Origin of the sequence: Pseudomonas sp. S34, assembly GCF_009866745.1 — a bacterium.
Taxonomy (GTDB): domain Bacteria; phylum Pseudomonadota; class Gammaproteobacteria; order Pseudomonadales; family Pseudomonadaceae; genus Aquipseudomonas; species Aquipseudomonas jessenii.
Window position 1 is genome coordinate 4,332,331 of record NZ_CP019398.1, and the last position, 21,393, is coordinate 4,353,723.

14 protein-coding genes are annotated in these 21,393 nt (G+C 62.1%); 6 read left to right on the top strand and 8 right to left on the bottom strand.

Annotation, left to right across the window (positions count from 1 at the left end):
• Position 1: 1 nt before the first annotated feature.
• The 7 genes from PspS34_RS19310 to PspS34_RS19340 form a co-directional block, all read right to left on the bottom strand.
• Positions 2-3,229, bottom strand: coding sequence for a transporter substrate-binding domain-containing protein (locus tag PspS34_RS19310; RefSeq protein WP_154947201.1), 3,228 nt, complete (start codon positions 3,227-3,229; stop codon positions 2-4).
• Positions 3,230-3,856, bottom strand: coding sequence for a response regulator transcription factor (locus PspS34_RS19315; RefSeq protein ID WP_154947200.1), 627 nt, complete (start codon positions 3,854-3,856; stop codon positions 3,230-3,232).
• 108 nt (positions 3,857-3,964) lie between these two features.
• On the bottom strand, positions 3,965-4,366 hold the full coding sequence (locus tag PspS34_RS19320) for a chemotaxis protein CheY (protein WP_154947199.1): 402 nt from the start codon (positions 4,364-4,366) through the stop codon (positions 3,965-3,967).
• A 127-nt stretch (positions 4,367-4,493) separates the two neighbouring features.
• Positions 4,494-5,210: an MgtC/SapB family protein gene (locus PspS34_RS19325; RefSeq protein ID WP_057713955.1), complete on the bottom strand. Its 717-nt coding sequence runs from the start codon at positions 5,208-5,210 to the stop codon at positions 4,494-4,496.
• 141 nt (positions 5,211-5,351) lie between these two features.
• Positions 5,352-8,066: a magnesium-translocating P-type ATPase gene (gene mgtA, locus PspS34_RS19330; protein WP_154947198.1), complete on the bottom strand. Its 2,715-nt coding sequence runs from the start codon at positions 8,064-8,066 to the stop codon at positions 5,352-5,354.
• A gap of 571 nt (positions 8,067-8,637) precedes the next feature.
• Complete coding sequence (locus PspS34_RS19335; protein ID WP_154947197.1) at positions 8,638-9,975, bottom strand: SidA/IucD/PvdA family monooxygenase; 1,338 nt, start codon at positions 9,973-9,975, stop codon at positions 8,638-8,640.
• Between the two features lie 134 nt (positions 9,976-10,109).
• Entirely contained in the window at positions 10,110-10,592 is a 483-nt protein-coding gene (locus PspS34_RS19340; protein WP_154861470.1) for a sigma-70 family RNA polymerase sigma factor, read from the bottom strand.
• 396 nt (positions 10,593-10,988) lie between these two features.
• Between PspS34_RS19340 and PspS34_RS19345 the strand changes: the two genes are divergently transcribed.
• Genes PspS34_RS19345 through PspS34_RS19355 form a run of 3 tightly spaced genes read left to right on the top strand, consistent with a single transcriptional unit; the run spans position 10,989 to position 15,537 of the window.
• Positions 10,989-12,161, top strand: coding sequence for an efflux RND transporter periplasmic adaptor subunit (locus PspS34_RS19345; protein WP_154947196.1), 1,173 nt, complete (start codon positions 10,989-10,991; stop codon positions 12,159-12,161).
• The gene (locus PspS34_RS19350; RefSeq protein ID WP_090456893.1) at positions 12,162-14,135 is read left to right on the top strand and encodes a MacB family efflux pump subunit; all 1,974 of its coding nucleotides are present in this window, start codon (positions 12,162-12,164) and stop codon (positions 14,133-14,135) included.
• Positions 14,136-14,142: 7 nt separating this feature from the next.
• A complete protein-coding gene (locus tag PspS34_RS19355) occupies positions 14,143-15,537 on the top strand; it encodes an efflux transporter outer membrane subunit (RefSeq protein ID WP_154947195.1) in 1,395 nt (464 codons plus the stop codon).
• 396 nt (positions 15,538-15,933) lie between these two features.
• Here the strand turns inward: PspS34_RS19355 and PspS34_RS19360 are convergent, their stop codons facing one another.
• Entirely contained in the window at positions 15,934-17,553 is a 1,620-nt protein-coding gene (locus tag PspS34_RS19360; RefSeq protein WP_154947194.1) for a PvdJ/PvdD/PvdP-like protein, read from the bottom strand.
• Positions 17,554-17,795: 242 nt separating this feature from the next.
• Between PspS34_RS19360 and pvdM the strand changes: the two genes are divergently transcribed.
• The 3 genes from pvdM to PspS34_RS19375 are packed head-to-tail and all read left to right on the top strand — an operon-like array spanning position 17,796 to position 21,374.
• Entirely contained in the window at positions 17,796-19,145 is a 1,350-nt protein-coding gene (gene pvdM, locus PspS34_RS19365; RefSeq protein ID WP_150815294.1) for a pyoverdine-tailoring dipeptidase-like protein PvdM, read from the top strand.
• Positions 19,146-19,176: 31 nt separating this feature from the next.
• Positions 19,177-20,457: an aminotransferase class V-fold PLP-dependent enzyme gene (locus PspS34_RS19370; RefSeq protein WP_154947193.1), complete on the top strand. Its 1,281-nt coding sequence runs from the start codon at positions 19,177-19,179 to the stop codon at positions 20,455-20,457.
• A 29-nt stretch (positions 20,458-20,486) separates the two neighbouring features.
• Complete coding sequence (locus PspS34_RS19375; RefSeq protein WP_154861477.1) at positions 20,487-21,374, top strand: formylglycine-generating enzyme family protein; 888 nt, start codon at positions 20,487-20,489, stop codon at positions 21,372-21,374.
• Positions 21,375-21,393 lie beyond the last annotated feature (19 nt).

A 21,393-nucleotide genomic window follows, 5' to 3' on the forward strand; every position in this document is an offset into this window, starting at 1 on the left:
CTCAATCCTGCTCCAGATGCCGGTCCAGGCGGGCCATGGCTTGCTGTAGCTGGTCGACGGCGTCGTCGATCAGTGCCCCGCGGCCGTCATTGCACGCCTGCTCCAGTTGTTCGCAACACTCGACCAGGGCAAGCGCTCGCACCATCAGCGCCCCGCCCTTGATCCGGTGTGCCAGTTCCTGCAAGCCCGGGCGATTGCCGCCGGCATGCAAGGCCAGTAAATGCACGCGATCCTCGCGGTTGCTCAGCGCCAGATCGCGCAACAGTTGATCGATCAGCTCACGGTCCACATCCGCAAAGCGCTCCAGCCCGCTCAAATCGAATTCGGCGACGCCTGGATCGTCGATTGCCGTTGAGGGTGCGCTGGAAAACCGCTGGGCGAGCCACGCCTGCAAATCCACCAGGCGAATGGGTTTGAACAGGCAATCGTCCATACCCGCGGCCTGGCATCGGACCTTCTCCTCGGCCTGCGCATTGGCGGTAAAGCCCAGAATCAGCGTCGCCGACAGCCCCTGCACCCGCTCTTGTTCACGTATTGCACCCGCCAATTCGTAACCACTGAGCACCGGCATGTTGCAGTCGGTGATGACCAGGTCGAACCCTTGCCCGCGCCACTGTTCAAGCCCCTGCGCCCCGTCTTCAGCCAGCACCACGCGATGGCCCAGATAGCTCAGCTGCCGCGAGAGCAACAGGCGATTGGCCGGATAATCGTCGACCACCAGAATCGACAACGCCCGGGTCGTGAGCTGCGCCGGATCCAGGGGCTTGCCCCCCGCGGGTAACGCTTGCAGGGCGGGCAGCACCAGGCTGATGTCCACCCGCGTCCCATGCCCAGGCTGACTGTCGAGTTGCAACCGGCCGCCCATCATTTCGCACAGGGTACGACTGATCACCAGACCCAGGCCGGATCCTTGCCGGGCGCTCTGCTGGTTGTTGCCCGCCTGCACGAACGGGCTGAACAGGCGTTGCTGGTCGAAAGCACTGATGCCGATGCCGCTGTCCTCGATCTGTACGCTGACGGCGAGGTGCGCCGGGGCTTGAGGTCGCACTCCCAGCGTCAGCTTCACCTGGCCTTCCCGGGTGAACTTGATCGCATTGCTCAGCAGATTGGACAGCACCTGTTTGAAGCGCGTGGGGTCGAGCATCACGTCACAGTCACTGTGTTCGTCGAGTTCGACCCGCCACTGCAGATTCTTCTGCACCGCCAGCCCTTCGAAAACCCGGCAGACCGACGTCACCAGCGCCTGCAGATTGACCCGCTCCGGCGCCAGCGACAAATGCCCGGATTCGATCCGCGCGACGTCCAGAATGTCGCCGATCAAATCCAGCAATTGTTGCCCGGCGTTGGACGCCACCTCGATGGCGGCGCGGTCGGTCTCCCCTTCATCGGCCCGTTTCAGCGCCAGTTCGAGCATGCCGATCAAGGCGTTCATCGGCGTGCGGATTTCATGGCTCATGGTGGCCAGGAACGTGGTCTTGGCCCGGTTGGCGTCGTCCGCCGTGTCCTTGGCTTCCTGCAGTTGTCCGAGCAATTGCTGACGCTGGCGAATCTGGCGCCGCTGCCAGACGATCCCGGCCAACGCGAGCAACAGCAAGACACCCGCCACTGCAAACGCCTTCACGATCGCCTGCCGGTGTCGCAACCAGTAACTCTGCTCGACCATCGAGTCATAGCGCCAGGGCTGGGTCAGCTCGTCAATTTCTTCGGGAGGGATGCTCAACAGCGCCTTGTCCAGGATCGAATGCAGCTCGGTGGCCTCGCGACTGGTCGCCAGCGTGCTTCGTGCAGGGTCGGTGCCCACGGTGCTGGTCACTTGCAGGCGATCGCGATACTGCCGGGAAATCAGGTAACGGGCGCTGATCAAGGAGTTGATGCCGCCGTGGGTCTTGCCTTGGGCGACCATTTCCATGGCGTCCGTCGACAATGGTGCATCCACCAGCTGGATCAGCGGGTAATGCTGGCGAAGGTACTCGCCGACAATGTTGCCCTGGGTCAGTGCCAGGGTTCGCCCTGCCATGTCATCCAGCGTCCTGGGGCTGTCCGCGGCCACGCGGGTCACCAGCACCGAAGGGCTGCTCAGGAACGCCCGGGTGAACAGCAATTGATCTTCACGCTGGGAACTGAGGCCGATACCGGCCAGCACATCGATCTGCCCGCTCCTGATGCCGGTCATCATCTCGGCTACCGATTTCATGCCCCGGATGTCGAATTGCAAGCCGGTGCGCAAACTGATTTTCGTCAGCACATCGACGCCAATACCGCGGAACTTGCCTTCGCTGTCGATAAATGAAATCGGCGGAATGTTTTCGTTGATCGCGACCCTCACCCGTGGGTGGCGATCGAGCCAGCGTTGTTCGGCCACGCTCAATTGCAATGACTGGGTGCCGGGGATAGACACCCCGTTTGCCCCCCAACGACGCAGGATGTTCATTTGTTCATTGGTGGTGATGGCCGCCAGCGCCTTGTTGACGATGCGCAACAGCGAATCGTTGTCGCGGGCCATCGCAAAGGCAAAACGCCCGGACTCCATGGGCGAGAAGTCCGTCAGGTGTACGTTGTTCAGGTAATTTCTGCTGATCAGGTAATGGGCATTGATCGCATCGCCCAGGTAGACATCGGCCTGGCCGAAAGCCACGGCGCCCATCGCCGCCAATGTCGAAGGAAACAGCTGGACCTGCGCCCTGGAATAGAACTGTTGCACGCTGTATTCGGGCAGGTAGTGATACAGCATCACCAGCCGCTTGCCAGCCAGTGTCGGGTCGAGCACCGGAGGGAAATCGGTGCGCGTGACCAGCACCGGTTGATCTACCGCGTACGCGCTGGACATCTGTAACTGTGGATCTTCGGCTTCAAATCGATTGGCCGTTCCCAGCAGGTCTGCCCGCCCCTCCTTGATGGCCTGCACTGCATCGGCCCGCGACGGATAACATTCAACCTCGATGACAACGCTCAACAATTGTTCGAGCAACCCGGCGTAATCGGCTGTCAGGCCTTCGAACACCTTGCCCGCCGTGTTGAACTCGAAGGGCGGATAGTCCGGCGCCGAGACAGCCAGCACCAATCGGCCCTTTTGCTGTAGCCAGCGCGACTCGGTTTCCGACAACCTGACGCTCAGGCCTTCGACACTCGAGCGTCCCAACAGGGTCAACGACTGTTGCGCACAGACCGTCGATGCCCAGAGAAGAAGGCCGATCAGCACCCCACCTGCCAGTCGTCGGAGTGCGTTCATTCAGATCAGATGATTGCGCAGGGCGAAATCCCTCAAGTGCACCGACGAGCTCACGTTGAGCTTGAGGGTGAGTCGGGTCTTGTAGGTACTGACGGTCTTGTAGCTCAGGTGCATGATCTCGGCGATTTCCAGGTTTTTCGACCCCCGGGCCAGGTACTGCAGAATGGTCAACTCACGATTGGACAGCCTGTCGATCAACTGCTTTTCGCTGCGTTGCAACTCCCCCATCGACACGGAACTGGAGGGAATCTGAGCGAAATAGGTGTAGCCGGCCATCACGCAATTCACCGCCGCCTTCAGGTCATCCAGGTCCTTGCTCTTGCAAACATAGGCAACAGCCCCGGCACGCATGCAGCGGTCCTGATAGAACTGGGCCTCCAGCGAGGTGAACACCACCACGCGACATCGCATCTTTTCGGTCTTGATACGGTCCATCACCTCAAGCCCCGCCACACCGGGAAGGCCCAGATCAAGCAGCACGACATCAGGTTTATGCCCCCGGATCAACGACAAGACCTCATCGCCACGGCAGGCCTCGTAAATCCGCTTGAACCCTTCGCCATTGAGTACAAGTTTGATCATGGAGCGAACCACCGGATGATCTTCCACAATCAGTGCTGACTTCATGACATCTCCCGTGCAAACCAACACGATCGGGCAAAAAATGCCCTCCAGGCACCGCAGCGGTTGGACACAACGCTGCGCATAGACTTTTGCATGGAAGGCTGCAAAGAACTACCTGACAGAAATGACAGTTCCGACGAACGGTAGCCGACGATCGACAGCGCTCATCAGCTGCGTAATGCGCGCCAGGTCAGGCAGGGCAGTCCGGCTGACCTGGACGTTGCCCGCGACTGGCGGCAACGGCGTCTGCTGTTCATTGAAGATAAACGCGTGATGAACCTGCGGGTTGTCGGCAAAGAAACTCAACAGGTCCAGCCCTTCGCTGGCCATCGCACCGTTGATAAGCACCAGGTCCAAAGGCTCGCAACCGTACTCCACCAGTGGCAGGAGCTCGTCGAGGCTCTGCACCGGTGCTACGCGAAAGTAGCCGAGCTGATTGAACAGCCGCTCGATCCGCAGGCGGTTGAAGTGCTGCGCATCGGCGATCAGGATGCGCAAGGATTTGTTCGGCATGGTGACCTCCAAAAGGATGTCGATTTCAAGAGGTCGCAAAGCCTACGGAAGACCTTCTTGAGTTTATGTAGGAATTTTCCTAAATAAATGCCGGCTAGTCTGACGCTTGCCAGGGAAACCTTGGCCTTTACTCCGTGGTACTCGGACTCCAGAACGCCTGCACCACCAGGGTCGAGGTCGAAATCCGTGCCACCAGCGCATCCAGCTCATCACCATCGACCGAAGTGGTGGCCAGGGTGGCTTCGATTTCAATTTCATCCGTGCCGAAGGCGTGCACATCGACATCGCTGGCCGGGTAGTTGCTGCGTTCCAGCTCGGCTTCGAGCAAGGCCAGCACGGCTTTCTGCTGCGTGCGTCGGGCAATGACATAGACGATGTTGGTGACCTCCGCCGAAATCACATCCAGCGGCTGACGGTTGATGTTGTTGACGATCGGCCGCAGCAAGGTGTTGGCCGCGAGCACAAACAAGGTGCCAAGCAGCGCCTCGGCCAGCAGGTCGGCACCGGCGCAGGCACCGACTGCCGCCGAGGTCCAGAGCGTGGCGGCCGTGTTGAGACCGCGCACGTTGCCCTCTTCGCGCATGATCACCCCGGCACCGAGGAAGCCGATGCCGGAAACTACATAAGCTACGACCCGCACGGCACCTTCGGCACCAGCGAGACGGTTGGCCATGTCGACGAAAATCGCCGCGCCCACCGCCACCAGCACGTTGGTGCGCAGGCCGGCGGTGCGCTGCCGGTACTGGCGCTCGAAACCGATCAGGCCACCGAGGATGAAGGCTGCGCTGAGGCTGACCAGGGTGTCGAGCAGGGAGGTCAGGTTGAGGTTGTTCAGTGCTTGCATGATGAATCCTTTGAAAAACACACGGCCCCTGTGGGAGCGGGCTTGCTCGCGAAAGCGATGTATCAGTCACCATCATCATTGACTGACCCACCGCTTTCGCGAGCAAGCCCGCTCCCACAAGGACATTGTTGTTCTGCGGCTTTATTGCCAGCCAAACCGGCGAATGTAGAACCCCTTCACCGCCTGGGTCAGCGCCATGTACGCCAGCAGGATCACCGGCAGGAACACGAAATACAGCGAAGGCAACGCCTGCAATTTGAAGTAATGGGCCAACGGTCCCATCGGCAGGAAAATCCCCACGGCCATGATCAGCCCGGTCATCACCAGCAAGGGCATGGCCGCGCGGCTTTGCAGGAACGGGATCTTCGGCGTGCGGATCATGTGCACGATCAGCGTCTGGGTCAGCAGCCCGACCACGAACCAGCCGGACTGGAACAGGGTCTGGTGATCCGGTGTATTGGCATCGAACACGTACCACATCAAGGCGAACGTGGTGATGTCGAAGATCGAACTGATCGGCCCGAAAAACAGCATGAAGCGCCCGACATCCGCCGGCTGCCAGCGCTGCGGTTGCTTGAGCATTTCGTCATCGACGTTATCGAACGGAATGGCGATCTGCGAAATGTCATAGAGCAGGTTCTGCACCAGCAGGTGCATCGGCAGCATCGGCAGGAACGGGATGAACGCACTGGCCACCAGCACCGAGAACACGTTGCCGAAGTTCGAACTGGCGGTCATCTTGATGTACTTGAGCATGTTGGCGAAGGTCCGGCGCCCTTCCAGCACACCCTCCTCCAGCACCATCAGGCTCTTTTCCAGCAGGATGATATCGGCCGCTTCCTTGGCGATGTCCACGGCGCTGTCCACCGAAATACCGATGTCGGCGGTACGCAGGGCCGGGGCGTCATTGATGCCGTCGCCCATGAAACCGACCACATGGCCGTTGCCCTTGAGCAGACGGACAATGCGCTCCTTGTGCGAGGGCGTCAGTTTGGCGAAGACGTTGGTGGTCTCCACGGATTTCGCCAGTTCGGCGTCGCTCATGCGTTCGATGTCATTGCCCATCAGCAGGCCCTGCTGCTCCAGGCCGACTTCGCGGCAGATTTTCGCCGTCACCAGTTCGTTGTCGCCGGTCAGCACTTTCACCGCCACGCCATGGGCGGCCAGGGCCTTGATGGCCGGTGCGGTGCTTTCTTTCGGCGGATCGAGAAATGCCACGTAACCGATCAGCGTCAGTGCCTGTTCGTCGGCCAGGCTGTAGGTATCGCGGCCTTCGACCATTGGCCGTGCCGCTACCGCAACCACCCGCAGGCCCTCGGCGTTGAACGTGGCCGTGACCTGACGGATGCGCGCCAGCAGTTCTTCGGTCAAGGCTTCATCGACTTCGCCATGACGCACCCGCGAGCACACCGCCAGCACCTCTTCCACTGCGCCCTTGCAGATCAGCAAGTGCGGTTGATCGCGCTCGGCGACCACCACCGACATGCGCCGGCGGGTGAAGTCGAACGGAATCTCGTCGACCTTGCGAAACGCCGTGCCGACCTTCAGTTCACGGTGGATCTCGACGTGTTCGAGCACCGCCACATCCAGCAGGTTTTTCAGGCCGGTCTGGTAGTAGCTGTTGAGGTAGGCCATTTCCAGCACGTCATCGGAGTCATGACCCCAGACATCGACGTTGCGCGCCAGGAAGATCTTGTCCTGGGTCAGGGTACCGGTCTTGTCGGTGCACAGCACGTCCATGGCGCCGAAGTTCTGGATAGCGTCGAGGCGTTTGACGATGACTTTCTTGCGCGACAGGAACACCGCGCCCTTGGCCAGGGTCGAGGTGACGATCATCGGCAGCATTTCCGGGGTCAGGCCCACGGCGATCGACAGCGCGAACAGCAGCGCTTCGGTCCAGTCGCCCTTGGTGAAACCGTTGATGAACAACACCAGCGGCGCCATCACGAACATGAAGCGGATCAACAGCCAGCTGACTTTGTTGACCCCGGTCTGGAACGAAGTCGGCGCCCGGTCGGTGGCGCCGACCCGCTGGGCCAGGGCACCGAAATAGGTGCTGTTGCCGGTGGTGAGAATCACCGCCATGGCCGTGCCGGACACCACGTTGGTGCCCATGAACAGGATGTTGTCCAGGTCCAGGGGATTGAGCGTGTCACGGTCCTGCTGGCGGGGAAACTTTTCCACCGGCATCGATTCGCCGGTCATGGCAGCCTGGCTGACGAACAGGTCCTTGGCGCTGAGCACCCGGCAATCGGCGGGAATCATGTCGCCGGCAGACAACACGATCAGATCGCCCGGCACCAGGTGCCTGATCGGCAATTCGATACGCTGCGCGCCGCGGTCCTCAAGGTCCCGGCGCATCACCGTGGCGGTGTTGCTGACCATCGCCTTGAGGGCATCGGCGGCCTGGTTGGATTTGGTTTCCTGCCAGAAACGCAGGAAGGTCGAGAGCACCACCATGGAGAAAATCACGATGGCGGCTTTCATGTCTTCGGTCAGCCAGGAGATGACCGCCAGCAACGTCAGCAGCAGGTTGAACGGATTCTTGTAGCAGTGCCACAGGTGCGTCCACCAAGGCAGTGGTTGTTCGTGCTCGACTTCATTGAGGCCGAACTGCTCGCGCAAGGCATCGGCTTCAAGCTCGCTCAAGCCGTCGGTGTGACTGCCCAGGGTGTTGAGCAATTGACCCGTGTCGCTGCCGGCAGCGGCCACCAGGGTTTGCGCCAGGCTGGGCGGGACTTCACGGCTGACCGTGGTGTCGGTGAAGGTTTCCAGCAACGCCAGGCTACGGAAGTGCCGGGCGATGTGGCGGTTACGCAGGAAGCCTGCGAAGAATTCCTTGAGGTTAAGTTTCATGGCTGGTGCCCCTTTGGTCAGCCGGGAAACCGTCGAGCAGGCGGGTCCACGCCTCTTGCGCCGGAACAACCGGCAAAGCAAGGCCTGGCACGCCGGTCACGAATGACAGGCGTGTCGATAGAGCGGCGGCCACGACAACAAGTCGAAACCACGCACTGTTCAGCGTCGATGAGAGGGGCGTCGGGACACGGCCAGGACGGGCCATGATCGGGATGCCGCTGCTCGCTTGTCGGCGAGACAACGGCACAGGAGACTGCGCGTTATCTTGCCGAGAAAATGCCGGTTACCGAGACCGGCCGACAACTGTCACTCGAACAAGTACCCACTGTGGGTCTCCGTAATGGATGAAAACGCGCGAAGCTTACGCCCCGAAGTTTGGAGAGTAAACCCGCTATAAAAGCTTGCCGGGGGGAATCGCGGGGTTCTTCAGGAAGGGTTCAGGATTCAACATTTGCGGTGTTCTTTCTGGCCTCTTCGCGAGCAAGCCCGCTCCCACAATTGATCTGTGAACACAGGTCAAAATGTGGGAGCGGGCTTGCTCGCGAAGAGGGCCTTACAGCCACCGAAAATCTCAGCTCGCCGTCGCCAACAACAAATCCACCACCGACCGGCCATGCCCGCGATGCTTGCCGTGTTCATACAGCGAGCCGGCGATTTCATCGGCACGAATCGGCAGGATCGACAGCAAAGTGTCGCTCAGCCCATGGCTGGCCTGGCAAAAGCCCTGCATGTAGAGGCCGGCCTTGCAGCGTTCATCGGTGATCAGTTTGTAGTTGCGGTTGACCTCGAAATCACCCAGGTACTCTTCGAGCGGTGCCAGCAGCTTGCGGTGCATCTGCCGCTCGTAACCGGTGGCCAGCACCACAGCGTCGTAGTGACGCATCGAGACTTCGCCGGTGGCGTTGTTGCGCAACACCAGTTCGATGCCCCGTTCGTTGGCGATGGCCTTTTCGATGGTGGTCAGGGTGCGGAACGCATGACGGGCGATACCCGAGACCTTCTGCCGATAGAAGATGCCGTAGATTCGCTCGATCAGATCAATGTCCACCACCGAGTAGTTGGTGTTGTGGTACTCGTTCACCAGGCGCTCGCGCTCGCTGCTTGGCTGCTGGAACACCAGGTCGGTGAACTCAGGGGAAAACACTTCGTTGACGAAGGGGCTGTCGTCGGCCGGCTTGAGTGCCGAGCCGCGCAGGATCATGTCCACCTGCACCGACGGGAAGCTGTCGTTCAAATCGATGAAGGCCTCTGCCGCACTCTGCCCGCCTCCGATGATCGCGATGCTCATCGGCCGGTTGTCCACGCACGGCTGCTTGGCCATCTGCGCCAGGTACTGGGAGTGATGGAACACCCGGCCGTCATCCCTGAGTGCCTTGAATACCTCGGGAATACGTGGCGTGCCACCGGCGCTGACCACCACCGACCGGGTGGTGCGCACCTGCTGATGCCCGGTCGCATCGCGGGAAATCACCCGCAACGCCTCGACCTGATGGTTGTGCAGCACCGGCTCGATGGTCAGCACTTCTTCGCCGTAGCGGCTTTGCGCGGTGAACTGCCCGGCGACCCACCGCAGATAGTCGTTGTACTCCATGCGGCACGGATAGAAGGTGCCCAGGTTGATGAAGTCCACCAGGCGCCCGTGGGCCTTGAGGTAATTGACGAACGAGTAAGGGCTGGTCGGATTGCGCAGGGTCACCAGGTCCTTGAGGAAGGAAATCTGCAACTCGCTCTGGGTCACCAGGGTGTTGCCGTGCCAGCGGTAGTCGGCCTGTTTGTCGAGGAACAGTACATCCAGTTCGCCCTGGCTCGCCCCGCGTTCCTGCAGCGCGATGGCCAGTGCCAGGTTCGACGGGCCGAAACCGACGCCGATCAGGTCGTGAACGTGGGGCGATGCAATTGCCTGTGTCATTTCCAGTGTCCTCTGGATGTTCCCCTCAAAGGCGGGGGCATTGAACCTAAGTGACCTGACCCACCAAGGGCCGCACAACAGGTCGTCTGTTGAGTAGGAACGAGGACCGTGAAAAAAAATTTAACCGCGCAGGCTCACTGGGTGTCCCACTGTCGCATCCGTATACGGCAATGCTTCATGGCATTGACAATGTGCTTCTCGACCATTGCCCGGGAAATGCCCAGTTGCTCGGCAATTTGCGGATGGGACAGGCCTTCGATCTTGCGCAGCAGGAAACTCTCGCGGCACAACCTCGGCAACTCCGCCAGGGCACACTGGAGCATTTCCAGACGCTGGCCATGATCGAGCACGTTATGCGGCGAAGGGGTGAAATAGCGCTCTTCATTGTCGAGCACCTCAAGAGGTTCGGCCTGACGCAGGGTGTTGCGCCGATGGTCGTCGATAACCAGGTTGAGGGCGGTGCGATAAAGGAACGCCCGGGGTTGCTCGATCGGCGTTTCACTGGAACGCTCCAGGACCCGCAGATAAGCGTCATGCACCACATCTTCGGCCACCTGACGGTTGCCCAGCCTGGCGTTCAGGAAACACACCAGTTCGCGATAGTAGTTTTCCAACATGACTCCCGTCCGCACGGGGGTGCGGTTTCTGTCCTTGAGCCCTTTGCGTGACCGTTGAAATAAGCAGTGGCACGATAATGGCAGTTCGAGTCGCGTAATTTATAGTAATTCTCATATAGATTTAAAGTACTGCTTCAACTTGCCTGATAAATAGCTCTAATCTATGTGGGAGCGGGCTTGCTCGCGAAAGCGGTGCATCAGGCAACATAAATGGTGAATGTGCCGGCCTCTTCGCGAGCAAGCCCGCTCCCACATTAGTTTGTGTCAGCACCTAAATTCCCCGGCGCTTTCTACGTTTACAGGACAGCTCCCCGTCCCTGTCCGGCCCTGCCGGCAGCGTTCAGCCATCGACCCGCTGCTGAACGACGGGCCGATTTCCCTAGGCCGGAACCCTGCATGAAACGTCCCCGACAGACCCGACGCGCCCTGCTTGCAGCACTTTGTCTGATCCCCGTGGTTGCCGTCGCCGCCTGGCAGTTCATCCCGCCGGGCCGCGACGGGCTCGTCACCGTTCAGGTCAGCCGCACCGACATTGAAAGCAGCGTCACGGCATTGGGCACCCTGCAACCGCGGCGCTATGTCGACGTCGGCGCCCAGGCCTCCGGGCAGATCCACAAGATTCACGTGGAAGTCGGCGACGTGGTCAAGGAAGGCCAGTTGCTGGTGGAAATCGATCCGTCCACGCAACAGGCCAAACTCGATGCCGGGCGCTTCTCCATCGAAAACCTCAAGGCGCAGCTGCAGGAGCAGCGAGCGCAGCACGACCTGGCCCGGCAGAAACACCAGCGTCAACAGAACCTGGCCGCCGGCGGCGCCACCCGTGAAGAAGACGTGCAGACCGCCCAGGCCGAACTGCGCGCCACCCAGGCACGGGTCGACATGTTCCAGGCGCAGATCCGCCAGGCCGAAGCCAGCCTGCGCAGCGATCAGGCGGAGCTCGGCTACACGCGGATTTATGCGCCGATGGCCGGCACCGTGGTGGCGCTGGATGCCCGGGTCGGCCAGACCCTCAACGCCCAGCAGCAAACGCCGCTGATCCTGCGCATCGCCAAGCTGTCGCCGATGACCGTGTGGGCCGAGGTCTCGGAGGCCGACATCGGCCACGTCAAACCCGGCATGCACGCCTGGTTCACCACCCTGAGCGGCGGCACCCGGCGCTGGACCAGCACCGTGCGGCAAATCCTCCCCGTTCCGCCCAAGCCACTGGACCAGACCAGCCAGGGTGGTGGCAGCCCCGCCAGCACCAGCAAAAGCGGGAGTGCCCGCGTGGTGCTGTACACCGTGTTGCTGGACGTCGACAACGCCGACAACGCCTTGATGGCGGAAATGACCACCCAGGTATTTTTCGTCGCCAATCAGGCGCAGAACGTTCTCACCGCGCCCATCGCCGCCCTGCAGGCAGGCCCGCAGACAGACCGGCAGACCGCGCAAGTGGTCGCCAGCAACGGCAGCATCGAGCAGCGCAACGTGCGCACCGGCATCAGCGACCGCCTGCGGGTGCAGATCCTCGATGGCCTGCAGGAGGGCGATCACCTGTTGATCGGCCCGATCGACGGGAGCGGCGGCTGAATGCACACGCCCCTGATCGACCTTTCGGACATCCGCAAAGCCTACGGCGGTGGCGACGCGCCTGAAGTCCATGTGCTGCGCGGCATCGACCTGTCGATCCATGCCGGGGAGTTCGTGGCAATCGTCGGCGCTTCCGGCTCCGGCAAGTCGACGCTGATGAACATCCTCGGCTGCCTCGACCGCCCGACCTCGGGCGAATACCGCTTCGCCGGGGAAAACGTCGCGGCGCTGGACAGTGACGAACTGGCCTGGCTGCGTCGTGAAGCCTTCGGTTTTGTGTTCCAGGGCTACCACCTGATTCCCTCCGGTTCGGCCCAGGAAAACGTCGAGATGCCGGCCATCTACGCAGGCACCCCAGCCGCTGAACGCCACGCCCGCGCCGCCGCCCTGCTCGACCGTCTCGGCCTGGCTTCGCGCACCGGCAACCGCCCCCATCAACTCTCCGGCGGGCAGCAGCAACGGGTGTCGATTGCCCGCGCATTGATGAATGGCGGCCACATCATCCTGGCTGACGAACCCACCGGTGCCCTCGACAGCCACAGCGGCGCCGAGGTCATGGCCCTGCTCGACGAACTGGCCAGCCAGGGCCACGTGGTGATCCTCATCACCCACGACCGCGAAGTGGCGGCCCGGGCCAAACGCATCATTGAAATTCGCGACGGCGAGATCATCAGCGACAGCGCCCGGGACAATCCCACCGCGCAAAACTCTGCCAACCCCGGCGCCCTGCAAGCCGTCGATTTGCGCAAGCGCCTGAGCGAAGGCGCCGAAGCCACCGGCGCCTGGAAAGGCGAATTGGTCGATGCCGTGCATGCGGCGTGGCGAGTGATGTGGATCAACAAGTTCCGCACCGCGCTGACCTTGCTCGGCATCATCATAGGCGTCGCCTCGGTGGTGGTGATGCTGGCCGTGGGCGAAGGCAGCAAGCGCCAGGTCATGGCGCAGATGGGCGCGTTCGGCTCCAACATCATTTACCTCAGCGGCTCGGCGCCCAACCCGCGCACGCCCATGGGCATCGTCACCCTCGATGAGGTCGCCGCGATTGCCAGCTTGCCCCAGGTGATGCGGATCATGCCGGTCAACGGCCAGGAGGCCGGGGTGCGCTTTGGCAACCTTGATCACATGAGCTACGTCGGCGGCAACGACACCAACTTCCCGGCGATTTTCAACTGGCCGGTGGTCGAAGGCAGTTACTTCACCCACGCCGATGAACAGAACGCCGCGGCGGTCGCGGTGATCGGGCACAAGGTGCGGACCAAATTGCTCAAGGACGTGGCCAACCCGATCGGCCAGTACATCCTGATCGAAAACGTACCCTTCCAGGTGGTCGGCGTGCTCGCGGAAAAAGGCGCCAGCTCCGGCGACTCCGACAGCGACGACCGTATCGCCATCCCCTACTCCGCCGCGAGCGTGCGCCTGTTCGGCACCCACAATCCCGAGTACATCGCCATCGCCGCCGCCGACGCGCGCAAGGTCAAGGAAACCGAAAAAGCCATCGAGCAACTGATGCTGCGCCTGCACGACGGCAAGCGCGACTTCGAACTGACCAACAACGCGGCGATGATCCAGGCCGAGGCGCGCACGCAAAACACCCTGTCGCTGATGCTCGGCTCGATCGCGGCCATTTCGCTGCTGGTGGGCGGGATCGGCGTGATGAACATCATGCTCATGACGGTGCGCGAGCGGACTCGAGAGATCGGTATCCGCATGGCCACCGGTGCCCGCCAGCGCGACATCCTGCGCCAGTTCCTCACCGAAGCGGTGATGCTCTCGGTGGTGGGCGGCCTCACCGGGATAGCCCTGGCGCTGATCGTCGGTGGCGTGCTGATTTTCAGCGAAGTCGCTGTCGCGTTCTCCCTGATAGCGGTGCTGGGTGCCTTCGGCTGCGCCCTGGTCACCGGTGTCGTTTTCGGCTACATGCCGGCCCGCAAGGCTGCCCGACTCGACCCGGTCACGGCCCTTACCAGTGAATGATCGATTGATGAAGCCGCCACTCAGTGTGTTAACCCTGTGCCTGTTGCTCGGCGCCTGCGGCACCCCGCCACAGCGCCCCGACAGCGGCGTCCAGCCGCCGGCTGCCTGGCAATCCCGGCACACCGCAGGCGCTGTCCATGACAACCAGCAATGGTGGAACCGCTTCGGCAGCCCGCAACTGGGTCGCCTGATCGAACAGGCGCGGCTCGGCAGTTACGACCTGGCCGCGGCCATCGCCAGAGTGCGCCAGGCCCAGGCCGACACGGTGATTGCCGGCGGCTCGCAACTGCCCGAAGTCAAGGCAGGGGTCAACGCCAACCGCCAGAAATTGCTGCGCGGCAGCGGCTACAGCCAGCTCGATGCCGACAGCGATAACGACGCCGTCGACTACTTCACGGCGAACCTGGTTGCCAGCTACGAAATAGATTTCTGGGGTGGCCAGCGGGCCAGCCGCGACAGCGCGCAATTCAGTCTCAAAGCCAGCGAGTTCGATCAGGCCACCGTGGAACTGACGTTGCTCAGCGGTGTGGCCAACGGTTACGCGCAAGCCTTGTCGTTGCAGGAGCAGAGCCGCATCGCCGAGTTGAATCTGGCCAATGCCCAGAACGTGTTGAAACTGGTGCAGACCCGTTTCGATTCGGGTTCGGCCACAGCCCTGGAACTGGCACAGCAAAAAAGCCTGGTGGCGGCGCAGCAACGCCAGCTGCCGCTGGTGCAGCAACAGGCCGAGGATGCACGGATCAGCCTCGCCGCCCTGCTCGGCCGCCCGGTTCAGGCGCTGTCGCTGGGTCAGGAACGCTTCGATCAACTGACCTGGCCTGCGATTGACGCCGGGGTACCCAGCCAGTTGCTCAGCCGCCGTCCGGACATTGCCCGGGCCGAGGCGCAACTGGCCGCGGCCCAGGCCGACGTCACCGTCGCCCGGGCCGCGATGCTGCCGACCGTAACCCTCACCGCCGAAATCGGCTCCGGTGCCGACCGGGCCGACGACATCCTGCGCAGCCCCTTCTACAACCTCACCGCCGGGCTGCTTGCGCCGGTGTTCAACAATGGCCGCCTCGGCGCCCAGCGCGACAAGGCCACGGCGCGTCAGCAAGAACTGCTGGAAACCTATCGCGGCGCGATCATCAACGGCTTCGCCGACGTCGAAAAAGCCCTCAACAGCATTCACGGACTGGATGAGCAGCGCGGGTGGCAGAGTGAAGAACTGAGCCAGGCGCAGACCGCCTTCAATATCGCGCAAAGCCGTTATCAGGCCGGGGCCGAGGATTTGCTGACGGTGCTGGAGACCCAGCGCACCTTGTACGCGGCGCAGGATTTGAACGTGCAGCTGCGGTTGTCGCGGATGCAGGCGAGTATTGCCCTGTACAAGGCTTTGGGTGGGGGGTGGCAGGTTCTTTAGTCGTGGCGCCTGTCAGGACGCCATCGCGAGCAAGCTCGCTCCCACAGGTTATGCGTCGTGCCCGGATCATGCGGCAAACACAAAACCCTGTGGGAGCGGGCTTGCTCGCGAAGGGGCCGGCACATCCAACATCAACATTGCCTGTCAGGACGCCATCGCGAGCAAGCTCGCTCCCACAGGTCATGCGTCGTGCCCGGATCATGCGGCAAACACAAAACCCTGTGGGAGCGGGCTTGCTCGCGAAGGCGCCGGCACATCCAACATCAACATTGCCTGACAGGACGCCTTCGCGAGCAAGCTCGCTCCCACAGTGGATCGTCAGTGAACACAAAGTCTGTGTACGACCAGGTTCAAATGTGGGAGCGAGCTTGCTCGCGATTGAACGATAACGCGGTATCAAGCCTGGCTTTGCTTAGCCTTCAGATTGCGCGCATACCACGGCCGCTGCGGCACTTTGCGGAACAAATCCTTCAGTTTCGTCTCGTCCTCGCCAAAGGTAATGCGCAACGCCAGCTTCATGGTTTCCGGGTCCATTTCCACTGACTTGCCAGCCTGCAACCCCGGTGTGGTGCTGCAACCGTGGGTGCTCGGGCCGAGCCACGGGTCGTCGATCTCGACCCAGCGTCCCGGCGCGAACCATTGCACGCCGTTGACCTGCAGCCGACTGACCTGCCCCGGATGAAACCGCTCGTGGGCGCGGAACCAGTCTTCCAGGCGATCGTCGATCCAGCCATGGAAATGCCAGAACACCGGGCTGACATGGGAGGAAAACGGGTCGCCGAGAAAATCGTTTTCCGGTGCAAACCAGCGCGCGGAAAAGTCCGCCGGATCCCGGGCGAACGGCACCGGCTGACCGTTGGACGGATCACGCGGCACCGAAGCCCAGCGCATGTGCAGCCAGTCGTGCAGGCCCAGTTCGACCTCCGAGCCGAACTGGCCGAGGGTCAGCGTCGACAGGTAACGCGGATCGCGGTAGCGGGATTCCCAGACCTGAAAATTGCTGTGATACGTCTCGCCGGTCTTGATGTCGCTGACCCATTGCGTGTACTCGTCATCGTCCTCGGCCAGCCAGGTCGGCGGCAGCGCGGTGCCGTCGTGATTGTCGAAGTAACGCGCAAAGCCGAGCCGGTCCCGCGCCAGCTCCGGTTGCGGCAACGGGAAGTGCGTCCAGGACGGCAGGTCCTGCATCGAACGCGCGGTGCCGAGCATGTGCCGGTGCATGAAGAAAAAGTCCACGCCAGAACCGTTGCGATCCTTGCGCACACCTCGGGCATCGCGCTCCTGGTCCCGCGGTCCGGGTTGCCAGCCGAGCCCGCGCAAGGCGCCGCGCTGGTCTTCGGACAGCTTGTGCCACTTGTCCCGGGAGGCATGCCAGAGCTGGTGGAACAACCTGTGCTCCGGCGATACCAGCCAGGCGAGCAGGGTCGGATTGAGGCCGGCGCGCTCGCGAGCTTCAGGGAATACCCGTTTGACGGCGATGAAGCGATTGTCCTGGGCGGTCAGCATCAGTGGCCGATTCAGGTCCAGCACACGTCCACTGAGACTGCCGCTGCCAGCATTACCGAAACCGGCCCAGACCTCGTCCAGGGTCATGTCGAACTCGTAATCGCAACAGCCGCTGGCGCCCAGCAGACGCCAACCCAGCTGCTTCGGGTTGGTCCCGGACAGATCGCCGAGCACCCGGTAACGGGGCGTTTCGGTGGAGCGCAAACGCTCGGCGGTGTCGAGATAACCACTGACACCGCGCCCCTTGTGGCCGATGTCGAGGAACACTTCCAGGCCTTCGAGGGGCAAACCTTCGATGCCGGCGTCACGACCTTCGAAACGAATCTGCCAGACCCCGCGCAAGGTATCCGCCAAGCGTTGGCCGGCAACATCCGCCACCTCGAACGAAGCTTCGCCTGGGGTGATCGTCGGGTCCGGCCTGGTCAGTTCGCGATGCCCGTAATACACCGCCGGCACGGCGGCACCGGTCAGCGCCAGACCCGCGAGGAACCATCGTCGAGAAATCGTCATTGCCCTACCTGTGTCAGCCATGGAGCAGGCTTTATCCAAGCTAGAACGTTTGTTGCCCCGCAGAATTTAAGAGCATCGCGAGCAAGCTCGCTCCCACATTGGAATGCGGTCACCTGTGGGAGCGGGCTTGCTCGCGAAGAGGCCGGCACAAACACCTAAATTATTGGATCAGCCACTCGTTCCCCCCAGATAGCAAAGGCCCCTGCGCCTGATCCGGGGCGGCGAACCTGACTGAGACGGCAATGACAAAACCACGTTCGAAAAAGGCTCTTTTCATCGGCCTACCGCTGGCCCTGGCGATCAGCGCGGGTGCAGGCTTCGCGGTCTGGGATCACTGGTTCAGGGACAACCCCGGCTACCCGGTCAAGGTGATGAAACAGGCCGAGCAACTGCAGGAACGCATTCTCTCGTTCGACAGCCACATCACCGTGCCCATGGACTTCGGCACCGCCGGCAACGAAGTCGACAAGGATGGTGAAGGCCAGTTCGACCTGGTCAAGACCGGGCGCGGGCGCTTGTCCGGTGCAGCCCTGACGATTTTCGGCTGGCCGGAAATCTGGAACGGTCCCAACGCGCCCCATCGCCCTACCGCCGGCTTCGTCGACGAAGCCCGCTTTGAGCAGGAAACCCGCTACAAGATCATCAGCGCGATGGTGCGTGACTTCCCCAATCAAGTGGCCATCGCCTACACCCCCGACGACTTGCGCCGCCTGCACGGCGAAGGCAAGTTCGCGGTGTTCATCAGCATGCTCAACGCCTATCCGCTGGGCAATGACCTCAATGCCCTGGACAAGTGGGCTGCGCGCGGCATGCGCATGTTCGGCTTCAGCTACGTGGGCAACAACGCCTGGGCCGATTCGTCGCGGCCGCTGCCGTTCTTCAACGATTCCCGGGATGCCTTGGGCGGGCTGTCGGACATCGGCAAGCAAGCGGTGCATCGCCTCAATGACCTGGGCGTGATCATCGATGTGTCGCAGATGTCGACCAAGGCCCTGGAGCAAGTGGCGCAATTGAGCCGCACGCCGATGGTCGCCTCCCACTCGGCACCGCGCGCCCTGGTGGACATCCCGCGCAACCTCAGCGACACGGAAATGCAATTGATCAAGCACAGCGGCGGCGTGGTGCAGATCGTCGGCTTCCCCACCTATATCCGCCCGCTGAGCCAGGCCACCCAGGACAAACTCAACGCCCTGCGCGCCCGTTTCGACCTGCAACCGCTGCAAGGTCTGGAGATGGCATTGATGCCCGGCGACCCGGTCATCACCGTCTGGCCCGAGCAGCGTTTCGGCGAATACGCCAGCCAGCTCTATTCGATCCTCGACGAAGAACCCAAGGCCACCCTCAAGGATTACGGCGATGCAATCGACTACACAGTGAAAAAAATCGGCATCGACCACGTCGGCATCAGTTCCGACTTCAACGACGGCGGCGGCCTGGACGGTTGGAAAGACGTCAGCGAGGCCCGCAACGTGACCGCCGAACTGATCAGCCGCGGCTACAGCGACGCCGACATCGCCAAACTCTGGGGCGGCAACTTCCTGCGGGTCTGGGACCAGGTGCAGAAGTCCTCCCGGCCTGTGGTCCAGCACTGATTCTTATCTATTGCCAAAGCGAACCGAATCCATGACCAACCGTCGTTCATTCCTCAAGCAGGCCGGCATTCTGGCGGCCGGCATTCCCCTGGCCTCCGCCGTGAGCCTGCCCGCACACGCCGCCAGCCCCGCGCCGTTGCCCAAGGACAAATGGGACCAGTTGCGCCAACTGTTCACGCAGGACCCGAACTACCTGCACTTCGCCAACTTCCTGGTGACCTCGCACCCGCTTCCCGTGCGTGAAGCCATCGAGATGCATCGCGCCAATCTCGATCGCAACCCGGGCCTGGCCATGGACTGGCATCGCGGCGAAACCGAACGCCGCGAAGAAGAGGTGCGCGTGTGGGCCGGTCGCTACTTGAAGGCCAAGCCGTCGCAGATCGCCCTGACCGGCAGCACCACCGAAGGCCTGGCGATGATCTACGCCGGTATCCACGTGCGCCCGGACCAGGAGATCCTCACCAGCGAACACGAACACTACGCCGCCAACAGCGTGTTCGAATACCGCACCCAAAAGGACGGCACCCAGGTTCGCAAGATCAAATTGTTCGAAGACCCGTACAAGGTCTCGACCGCCGAAGTGCTGGCCGCGATTGAACGCAACATTCGCCCCGAAACCCGTGTACTGGGCATGACCTGGGTGCATTCCGGCAGCGGCGTGAAGCTGCCCATCGGCGAGATCGGCAAACTGGTGGAGGAGAAAAACCGTGGCCGCGCCGACAAGGACCGCATCCTCTACGTGATCGATGGCGTACACGGCTTCGGCGTGGAGAACGTCGACTTCCCGGACATGCACTGCGATTTCTTCATTGCCGGCACCCACAAATGGATGTTCGGCCCACGGGGCACGGGGATCATCTGCGCCCGCTCCGACGAGCTCAAGGACGTGACCCCGACCATCCCGACCTTTTCTGAAGCCACCCAGTTTTCCACCGTGATGACCTACGGCGGCTACCACTCGTTCGAACACCGCTGGGCACTGACCGAAGCTTTCAAATTGCACCTGGAGCTGGGCAAGGCCGAGGTCGCGACGCGCATTCACGACATCAACAGCTACCTGAAAAAACGCTTGCAGGCACACCCGTCGGTGGAGCTGGTCACGCCGCTGTCGCCGGAGTATTCCGCCGGTTTCACCTTCTTCCGCATCAAGAACCAGGACTGCGACGAAGTCGCCAACTTCCTGATGGATCAGCGCGTGGTGTGTGACGCCGTGGACCGTGATGTCGGGCCGATCATTCGTGTGTCGCCGGGGCTGCTCAATACCCAAGCACACGTCGACAAGTTGATGGAACTGATGGCCAGCAAGCTCTGAACCGCCGATTCCCTTTAGCGAGAACCCTTATGAAAAACATCCTGAACAGGGGGCGTTCCAAAGGCCTGGGCGCCCTGATGCTGCTGGCATTGCTCGGCAGTGCCATGCCCGGCCTCGCCCAGGCGTATACGGCGCCGCTGCCGGGCAAGGTCTTCAAGGATTGCCGTAACTGCCCGGAAATGGTCGTGCTGCCCGCCGGCACATTCACCATGGGCACCCCGGAAGACGAAGTCGGCCGTGAGCCTGATGAAGGCCCGATGCATGAGGTGACGTTCGACAAGCCGTTCGCCATGAGCCGCTACCAGATCACCGCTGGCGAATGGGACCAGTACCTCAAGGAAACCGGAATCACCCTGCCCGATGGCGACACCCGCCCCGGCCGCGAGTGCATCAACAGCAAGCCGCGTTATCCACAGAGCCCGCGCCAGCCGGCAGTGTGCATGAACTTCGCCGAGGTCAGTGCCTACGTCGCCTGGCTGTCGATGAAGACCGGCCAGCACTACCACATCGTCAGCGAGGCCCAGCGCGAATACGCCGCCCGCGCAGGGTCAACGGGGCCCTTCCCCTTCCCGTTCGACCCCGGTACCGAGTACAGCATCGCCACCCACGCCAACACCTACGGCCCCACCGATGGCTACAGCTACAGTTCACCGGTCGGCAGCTACCCGCCCAACGCCTTCGGCATGTACGACATGCACGGTAACGTCTACGAGTGGATCGCCGACTGCTACCACCCGGACTACGTCGGCGCTCCCACCGATGGCAGCGCCTGGACCGAACCGAACTGCGACACCCTGCGCATCCGTGGCAACGACTGGGGCGAAGCACCGGTGTTTTCCCGCTCGGGTAACCGCAATGACATCGACCCGCAAACCCGTGGCGACTGGATCGGTTTTCGCGTCGTACGCACTCTCTGACCCCCCTTGCCCTTGTGGG